Genomic DNA, 8130 nt, shown 5'->3' with positions numbered 1-8130 from the left:
GCGGTCGCGGCCAGGGCGCGCACGCCCCGGCGCTCCCAGTCCGCCCCGTAGGCGGCGGACGCGACCGCTTCGAGCTCGGCGACGAAGTCGGCGGCGCCGGCCGGACGCCGGGCCGGGTCCTTGGCCATCCCGTGCCCGACCAGCGGGCGCAGGGCCTCCGGGACGGCCTCGACGGGCGGCGGCTCGGTCAGGTGGGCGTGCTCCAGCGCGGCCTGGCCGCCGGCGAACGGCCGCCGGCCCGTCACGCACTCGAAGAACACGCAGGTCGCGGCGTAGACGTCGGTCGCGGGCGTGGCGACGCCGCCGCGCCACTGCTCCGGCGCCATGTACGGGGGCGTGCCCGCACCGCCGCTGCGCCGCCCGGCGTCGACGGCGATGCCGAAGTCGATGAGCTTGCTGCGGCCGTCCGGCGGGACGACGACGTTGGCGGGCTTGTAGTCGCGGTGGACGACCCCGAGCGCGTGCGCGGCGGCGAGGCCGAGCAGCGAGCCCTTGAGGACCGCCAGGGCGGCCTCCGGCACGAGCGCCCCCTGCCGTTCCAGGACGGTCCGCAGCGGGACGCCGTCCACGGCCTCCATGACGATCGCCGCGCCCTCCGCGGTCTCCACCAGCTCGAAGAGCCGCGCCACGTGCGGGCTGTCGGCGCGGCCGAGCATGGCGGCCTCGTGCCGCAGCAGCGTGCGGTCGGTGCCGTCCGCGACGTACTTGATCGCCACGAGCGTCCCGGACGCGTCGTGCCGGGCGAGCACCACCGCGCCCTGCCCGCCCTCGCCCAGCTCCCGGACGGTCGTGAACCCCGGGACCCGCCACCCGCTCGTCGCCCGCACCCGCACCCGCATCCCTCGAACAAGATCAATCCGGGGCGCAATGTAGCGGAAGAACGATCACCCCGCCGGGCTGGACGAACCGGGCGGCCGGGCGGGGCGGCAGGGCAGGGCGGCAGGGCGGGCGGCCGGGGTGGTCAGACGGTGAGGAGGGGGAGTTCGGGCGGGGCCGCGGGGAGGTCGGCGGGGACGGCCGCGCGGATGGCGTCGAGGGCGGCGCGGATGGCGGGGCGGCGGGCGGCCTCCTCGCGCCACACCGCGTAGACCCGGCGGGTGAGCGGCGCCTTGAGCGTGACGATGCCGACCTCCTCGGGGACGTCGCAGCGGCCGAGCCGGGGCAGTATCGCGATGCCGACCCCGGCCGCGACCAGGGTGAGCTGGGTGGCGAACTCGTAGGCGTGGTGGTCGATGCGCGGCTCGCGGTCGATGGAGCGCAGCGTCCTGTGCAGCCAGTCGCAGCAGATCGAGCCGGGGGTGGAGCTGATCCAGTTCTCCCCCGCCAGCTCGGCCAGGTCGATCTCGCTGCGGCCGGCGAGGCGGTGGCCGGGCGGCAGCGCGACGTCCGCGACGTCCGCGCAGATCACGCCCTTGACCAGGCCTTCGGCGAGCGGCAGCGGCTCGTTGCTCCAGTCCTGGACGACGGCCATGTCCAGGTCGCCGCGGGCGACCAGCGGCATGCTCTCCAGCGGGTCCAGCTCGCTGAGCCGGACGCGCAGGTCGGGGTGGTCGACGCCGAGGGAGCGCAGGGCGGCGGGGAACAGGCCCCGGATCGCGGTCGGGAAGGCGCCGACCGAGAGCTGCCCGACGACCGCGCCGCGGTGCGCCTCCAGGTCGGCCTGGGCCTGCTCGACCAGCGACAGGATGCGTCCCGCGTGCCCGACGAGCAGCTGCGCGGCGTCGGTGAGCCGGACCCCGCGGCCGTTGCGTTCCAGCAGCTTCTGGCCGGTCTCCCGCTCCAGCTTGGCGAGCTGCTGGGAGACGGCGGAGGTGGTCACGTGGAGCACGTCGGCCGCCGCGCTGACCGACCCGTAGGTGGCCACCGAGTGGAGGGCGCGCAGACGTTCCAGATCCAGCATGAAGCAATGCTAAATCCATCTGTCAAGAAGTTCTAGCTTGTCCTAAACACACCGTTTCAGGACGATCGGGACATGCGTCCCCGCCATGTCCTGCTCGCCGTGCTCATCGCCGCGGTCTGGGGGGTCAACTTCGTGCCGATCAAGATCGGCCTGGAGCACTACCCGCCGCTGTTCTTCGCCGCGCTGCGGTTCACCGTGGCCGCCGTGCCCGCGGTGTTCCTGGTGCGGCGTCCGCCCGTCCCGGCGCGGTGGCTGCTGATGGTGGGGCTGCCGCTCGGCGTCGGGCAGTTCGGGCTGCTGTTCATCGCCATGCGGATCGGGATGCCCGCCGGATTGTCCTCGGTCGTCCTGCAGTTGTCCGCGCTGTTCACGGCGCTGATCGCCTGGCTGACCCTGCGGGAGCGGCTGCGCCCCCGCCAGATCGCCGGGATGGCCGTGGCGTTCGGCGGCGTCGCCTGGCTCGGCGTCCTGCAGTCCGGCGGGACGAGCGGACCGCTGGGCGCCTTCCTGCTCTGCGTCACGGCGGCGTTCCTCTGGGGCATGGCCAACGTCGCCATGCGCCGGATGAACGCCCACGCCACCGGCCCGGTCGACTCGTTCGGGTTCATGGTGTGGGTGTCACTGGTGCCGCCGCTGCCGCTGCTCGCCCTCTCGCTCGCCTTCGAGGGGCCGGACGAGATCGGGCACTCGCTGGCGCACACGTCCCTGGAGGGCCTGGCCTCGCTGGCCTACATCGCCTACCTGTCCACGCTGCTCGGCTACGGCCTGTGGGGGCTGCTGATGCGCCGCTACGAGGCGGGCACGGTCAGCATGTACGCCCTGCTCGTCCCGCCGTTCGGGCTGGCCGCGGCCCGGCTCGCGCTGCACGAGGAGGTGAGCCCCGCGCGCCTCGGGGCCGCCGCGCTGATCGTCGGCGGGGTCGCGCTGGGCGCCGTCCGGTTCCGCCGTCCCCGCCTCCACCCCCGTTCCCGTTCGGGGGACGTGTCCGAAACCGCGGATCCGGCCCCTGAGCCCACCCCCACGAGGTGACTCCGATGCTTGGCACACATGTCCCACTGGTCACACCCTTCACACCCACGGGCGAGGTGGACACGGCGTCCCTCGAACGGCTCGCCCGGCACGTCCTGGACGGCGGCGCGGACGGCCTGGTCGCGCTCGGCACCACCGGCGAGGCCGCCATGCTCAGGCCGGACGAGACGGAGACCGTGCTGCGCGTCTCCCGGCGCGTCTGCGACGCCTACGGCGTGCCCCTGACCGTCGGCGCGGGGACGATGGGCACCGACGCCACCATCGCGCAGGCGCGCGAGCGCGCCCCCTACGCCGACAGGCTGCTGGTCGTCGCCCCGTACTACCTGCGCCCGTCCGAGGACGGCGTCGTCAAGCACTACGTCGCCGTCACGTCCGCCGTGGACGTGCCCGTGCTCATGTACAACATCCCCTACCGGACGGGCCGCGCGCTCTCCGCCGACGCGATCCTGCGCGTCCTGGCCCTGGACGGCGTCATCGGGATGAAGCACTGCCCCGGCGGCATCGACGGCGACACGCTCCGCCTGCTGGCCGAGGCCGGCGAGAAGGTGCTGTGCGGGGACGACGCGTACGCCTACCCGATGGTGGCCCTGGGCGCCGCCGGCGTGATCGCGGCGACGGGCAACCTCGTGCCGTCCGCCTACGCGGCCCTCGACCGCGCCACCCACGAACGGCTCGTCCCGCTGGTGGACGCGCTGTTCTCGGAACCGTCCCCGACCGTCCTCAAGGCGTGCCTGGCGGCGCGCGGCCTGATCGACGACCCGGCCGTCCGCGCGCCCTTCGAGCCCCCGCACCCGGACACCGTCGAACGCGCCCTCAAGGCCGCCTTCTGATCCGGGCGGCGGGTGGGCCGGGGGCGGTCCGGCGGTGCGCCCCCGGCCAGGCCCGTCAGGCGGACGCCTCGGCGGCGGCCCGGGCGGCGTGCGGCAGCGCCTCGACGATCTTCGACAGGGCGGTGTCGTCGTGCGCGGCCGACAGGAACCACACCTCGAACGCCGACGGCGGCAGGTAGACGCCGCGGTCGAGCATCGCGTGGAAGAACGCGGCGAAGGCGGCGGTGTCCTGGTTCTGCGCGTGGGCGAAGTTCTGCACGACCGGGGCGTCGGTGAAGAAGACCGAGAACAGGTTGCCCGCGTGCTGCACCCGGTGCGGCACGCCCTCCTTGGCCAGCGCCTCGGACGCCGCCTCGGAGACGGCCTTGGCGTTGCGGTCGATCGCCGCGTACACGTCGTCGGTGGCGTTGCGCAGCGTGGCGAGCCCGGCGGCGGTCGCCAGCGGGTTCCCCGAGAGCGTCCCGGCCTGGTAGACGGGGCCCGCGGGGGCGAGGCGGGCCATCACGTCGGCGCGACCGCCGAACGCGGCGGCGGGCAGGCCACCGCCCATCACCTTGCCGAACGTCACGAGGTCGCCCGCGACGCCCTCCAGGCCGTACCAGCCGGACCGCGACGCGCGGAACCCGGTGAGCACCTCGTCCAGGATCAGCAGCGCCCCGGACCGCTCGCACAGCTGCTTCAGCAGCAGGTTGAAGTCCTTGGTGGGCGGGACGACGCCCATGTTGCACGGCACCGCCTCGGTGATCACGCAGGCGATCTCGTCGCCGTGGTCGGCGAACGCCCGCTCGACCCCGATCACGTCGTTGTAGGGCAGCACGATCGTGTCGGCGGTGGTGGCGCCGGTCACACCCGGCGTGTCCGGGAGGGCCAGCGTCGCCGCGCCGGAGCCGGCGGCGGCCAGCAGCGCGTCCACGTGCCCGTGGTAGCACCCGGCGAACTTGACGACCTTGGAGCGCCCGGTGAAGCCGCGCGCCAGCCGGATCGCCGACATGGTCGCCTCGGTGCCGGAGTTCACCAGCCGGACGGCCTCCACCGGCGTCCGCGCCACGATCTCCTCGGCCAGCTCGACCTCGCCCGCCGACGGCGCGCCGTAGGACGTTCCGCGCCCGGCGGCGCCGGTCACGGCCTCGACGACGGCCGGGTGGGCGTGCCCGAGGATCATCGGGCCCCACGAGCAGACCAGGTCGACGTACTCGTTCCCGTCGGCGTCGGTGAGGTACGGGCCGCGCGCCGAGGCGATGAACCGGGGGGTGCCGCCCACCGCCCGGAACGCTCTCACCGGCGAGTTCACGCCACCGGGGATCACCCGGCCGGCCCGCTCGAACAACTCCTGGGACTTGTCTGCATCCGTCACCCCTCCAGTCAACCAGTTGCAGTTCGGTGACGCGGCTTGACCTCGCCTGGTACCGGCCGATATTCCAGCAAAGGCGTCGTCTGCCCCTTGGGGACAGGCGAGAATGCTTCAGGCGGGATGTCGGTGTCGCGAGCGGCGGCACCCCCGGGTTTCCACCGGCGCCGCCGGATCGGAGGGATGGCTCACACCGTGGTCGACGGCTGGACGGTTCCGGGATTCACCCACGAGCGGGACCTTGGCGGGGGGCCCGCTGGGCGCGTTGTGCTCGCGGTGGACGACATGACCCAGACCAAGGTCGCCATCCGCTACCTCGACAAGCGCCTCGAATCGGACGAGGCGCTGCTCTCGCGGTACCGGATGGTGGCGCGCAGGCTGTCCCAACTGGAGGATCCGAACGTCGTCGATCTCTTCGACTTCGTCGAGAATCCGTCGCCGAGCGGCGGGACGGCGATCGTGATGGAGCGCGCGGAGGGCGTCTCGCTGCGCCGCATCCTCGCCTCGCGCGGCCCCGCCGGGCCCCTGGCGGCCCTGTCGGCGCTCGGCGGCGTCCTGCTGGGGCTGGCGGCCGGGGAGGGACGGGAGGTCGTCCACGGGGCGCTCCGGCCCTCCAACGTCATGGTCGCGCCGGACGGCGAGGCCCGCCTCACCGACTTCGGGCTCGGCTTCGGCCCCACCGCCGGGCCCGCCTACGCCGCGCCCGAGCTCTGGGAGGGCGCGCCGCCGTCGGTCGCGTCCGACCTGTACGCCGCCGCCGCGGTCTTCTTCGAGTGCCTGACCGGACGGCCGCCGTTCAGCGCGCGCGGCAACTCCGGGTGGGCCAAGGCGCACCGCGAGACGCCCGTCCCGGTCGACCAGGTGCCGGGCCCGCTGCGCGACGTCCTCGCGCACGGCCTCGCCAAGGAGCCGGAGAAGCGGCCCGCGTCGGCCGCCGACTTCGCCGCCGAGCTGGAGGAGGCGGCGGTCGCGGCGTACGGGCCGTCCTGGGAGGCGCAGGGCCGGGGCCGGCTCGCCGAGCTGGTCAAGGAGGCCGCCGCCGCGCCCGAGCCCGCCCCCTCCCGGATCCGCATCACCGGCCAGAACCGCGTCTCCGCCCCGTCCGGCGGGCGCGGCGGAGGCGGCGGGCGCCGCTGGGCGCTCGTCGGCCTGGCCACCGTGGTCGTCGTCGGCGGCGGGGCCGGGGCCTACTTCACCATGGGCGGGAAGAAGGAGACCGCCGATCCGCCGCACCCGTCCCAGGTGGCCACCACGGCCCCCACGGCGCAGCCGTCCGCCCCGAAGGGCCCCGGAACGGCGCTGGCCGCCCAGATCCGCGAGGCGACGGGCCGCACGCCCGCCGCGTCGTTCAGCTTCCGCCGGACGGGGCCGGGCGGGAACGTCACCGCCCACGGAACGTTCACGCTGGTCAACGGGGCCGAGCCGTCCTACGCGATGCAGCTTTCCGGGTCCGGCGAGACCAAGCGGCTCGGACGCGCGATCGTCATCGGCGGCAACGCCTACGTGCGCGCGGGCAAGGTCTGGCGGCAGGTGCCGGTGACGGCCAAGGGCTACCCGGCGCTCGCGGCGCAGATCCGCTCCGCCGGGTCCGTCTCCGCGCTGACGGCGATGCTGGAGAACGCCGCCAGGCTCCAGCACACCGGCACCCTCTACCAGGGGACGGCCCCGCTCGGCGTGCTCGGCGGGCAGCCCGGCTTCGGCGGCCTCTACGCCGACCTGGCACGGACCTCGGGCGCGCAGGACATCACGTTCTACCTGCGGGTGGACAAGATGAACCGGCCCCTCCAGCTGAAGCTCCGCGCGGGCGCCAAGCCGCACTGGCTGCTGACCAACTACACCGACTGGGCGCGCAAGCCTCCGATCGCCGCGCCCAAGACGAGCGCCTGAGCCCCGGCATGGGACGGACGGCGCCGGCCGTGTGGACGCTCGGCGTCCTGGCATCCGGCGCCGCCGCCGTGCTGTGGGCGCGGCGGCGGCTGGTCGTCGTCACCGTCGAGGGGTGGAGCATGGCCCCGACGTTCGGGGACGGCGACCGCGTCCTGGTCCGGCGGCGGTCGCTCGCGGACGTCCGGCCGGGCGACGTCGTCGTCCTCGAACCCCCGGAGACCCCCGACCACCTCTCCCGCCCTCCCGGACCGCCCGCCCCGGCGCGGGGTTCCGGAGCGCCGACCGAACCAGACCGGCGGGACGGGCCGGACCGGCCGGAGGAACTGGACGGGACGGACTGGAACGTGAAGCGGGTCGTCGCGCTCCCCGGAGACCCGATTCCGCCCGGAGTGCCGGGCGAGGGCGGGCCCGTCCCACCCGGCCGCCTCGTCGTCCTCGGCGACAATCCGGACAGCGTCGACTCCCGGCAACGCGGGCTGTACGCGGGTGACCGGCTGCTGGGCGTCGTCCTCCGCCGTCTGGGCGGTTCAGGCGCCGCCGGGCACGCTCCAAACCGGCAACAGTCACCAAGATCCGTCCGCCGCTGATCGCAGAAACCACAACGCGCAACCGGGCTCTTGAGCGCTTGATCGCCGCCGGTTAGCTTCTGGGCAAGCGAGCGCCAGGCGGGTTCCGGAACCGTCCCGGCGCCCGACCAGTCCCGCGACCGGAGCGAATCCGGCGTGCCCGGAGGTGGTTAGCCATGGTCCGTGCCCTCACCAGACTGAGCGACCGCATGCTCGACAGGATCGTCCCGTCCACCAAGGCCAAGGCCGAGGCGTGCTGGTGGACCTCGACCGGCATGCACTGCTGCATCTACGCCGGCCACACCTACTGCACCTGATCGACCTGAACCCGATCGAGCCGCACCCGATCGAGCGGCACCCGGTCGACCGGCCGGCCGTGCGGACCGTCGCCCTGACCTCCCCTGTTGCGGTGGGACCGGTCATGGTGACGCGCCGCGCGGCCGGACGGCGGGCACCGGCCGGGCCCGTCCCGGCCGGTACCCCCGCCTCCCCCGGTCCGTCGCCCGCCCGCTCCGCCGCGCCGCTCCGCCTGGCGCAGGCCCCGGGCGGTGCCCGGTGACCCCGGCGGCG

Annotated in this window: 8 protein-coding genes; 5 read left to right on the top strand and 3 right to left on the bottom strand. The window is 74.7% G+C overall.

Annotation, left to right across the window (positions count from 1 at the left end; all coding sequences use genetic code 11):
- Both DZF91_RS32240 and DZF91_RS32235 read right to left on the bottom strand, forming a co-directional pair.
- Nucleotides 1–839: serine/threonine-protein kinase (locus DZF91_RS32240; RefSeq protein ID WP_147341491.1), on the bottom strand; the 839-nt coding region annotated here is incomplete at its 3' end.
- Nucleotides 840–961: 122 nt separating this feature from the next.
- Nucleotides 962–1900, bottom strand: coding sequence for a LysR family transcriptional regulator (locus DZF91_RS32235; RefSeq protein WP_117360836.1), 939 nt, complete (start codon nt 1898–1900; stop codon nt 962–964).
- Between the two features lie 72 nt (nt 1901–1972).
- Here DZF91_RS32235 and DZF91_RS32230 point away from each other — a divergent pair, with 72 nt between their 5' ends.
- Both DZF91_RS32230 and DZF91_RS32225 read left to right on the top strand, forming a co-directional pair.
- Nucleotides 1973–2929, top strand: a complete 957-nt coding sequence (locus DZF91_RS32230) for an EamA family transporter (RefSeq protein WP_117360835.1) — start codon at nt 1973–1975, stop codon at nt 2927–2929.
- 5 nt (nt 2930–2934) lie between these two features.
- Entirely contained in the window at nt 2935–3759 is an 825-nt protein-coding gene (locus DZF91_RS32225) for a dihydrodipicolinate synthase family protein (RefSeq protein WP_117360834.1), read from the top strand.
- Nucleotides 3760–3814: 55 nt separating this feature from the next.
- Here DZF91_RS32225 and hemL read toward each other — a convergent pair whose 3' ends face one another.
- On the bottom strand, nt 3815–5113 hold the full coding sequence (hemL, locus tag DZF91_RS32220) for a glutamate-1-semialdehyde 2,1-aminomutase (protein WP_117360833.1): 1299 nt from the start codon (nt 5111–5113) through the stop codon (nt 3815–3817).
- A gap of 117 nt (nt 5114–5230) precedes the next feature.
- Here hemL and DZF91_RS32215 point away from each other — a divergent pair, with 117 nt between their 5' ends.
- From DZF91_RS32215 to DZF91_RS40680, 3 genes are all read left to right on the top strand, one after another.
- Nucleotides 5231–6994: a protein kinase domain-containing protein gene (locus DZF91_RS32215; protein ID WP_117360832.1), complete on the top strand. Its 1764-nt coding sequence runs from the start codon at nt 5231–5233 to the stop codon at nt 6992–6994.
- Between the two features lie 8 nt (nt 6995–7002).
- On the top strand, nt 7003–7581 hold the full coding sequence (locus DZF91_RS32210; RefSeq protein ID WP_117360831.1) for a S24/S26 family peptidase: 579 nt from the start codon (nt 7003–7005) through the stop codon (nt 7579–7581).
- A gap of 155 nt (nt 7582–7736) precedes the next feature.
- Nucleotides 7737–7877 carry a hypothetical protein gene (locus tag DZF91_RS40680; RefSeq protein WP_158588098.1) on the top strand — a complete coding sequence of 47 codons (141 nt, stop codon included), beginning with the start codon at nt 7737–7739 and terminating at the stop codon, nt 7875–7877.
- Nucleotides 7878–8130: the final 253 nt, after the last annotated feature.

This window comes from Actinomadura logoneensis (assembly GCF_003428695.1).
Lineage (GTDB): Bacteria > Actinomycetota > Actinomycetes > Streptosporangiales > Streptosporangiaceae > Spirillospora > Spirillospora logoneensis.
This window is presented reverse-complemented; position numbering and strand designations above follow the sequence as displayed.

Bases quoted from the DNA above. Each gene is read 5' to 3' on its own strand.
- DZF91_RS32215 (WP_117360832.1), top strand. From the start codon at position 5,231: ATGTCGGTGTCGCGAGCGGCGGCACCCCCGGGTTTCCACCGGCGCCGC.
- DZF91_RS40680 (WP_158588098.1), top strand. From the start codon at position 7,737: ATGGTCCGTGCCCTCACCAGACTGAGCGACCGCATGCTCGACAGGATC.
- DZF91_RS32225 (WP_117360834.1), top strand. From the start codon at position 2,935: ATGCTTGGCACACATGTCCCACTGGTCACACCCTTCACACCCACGGGC.
- DZF91_RS32230 (WP_117360835.1), top strand. From the start codon at position 1,973: ATGCGTCCCCGCCATGTCCTGCTCGCCGTGCTCATCGCCGCGGTCTGG.
- DZF91_RS32210 (WP_117360831.1), top strand. From the start codon at position 7,003: ATGGGACGGACGGCGCCGGCCGTGTGGACGCTCGGCGTCCTGGCATCC.
- DZF91_RS32235 (WP_117360836.1), bottom strand. From the start codon at position 1,900: ATGCTGGATCTGGAACGTCTGCGCGCCCTCCACTCGGTGGCCACCTAC.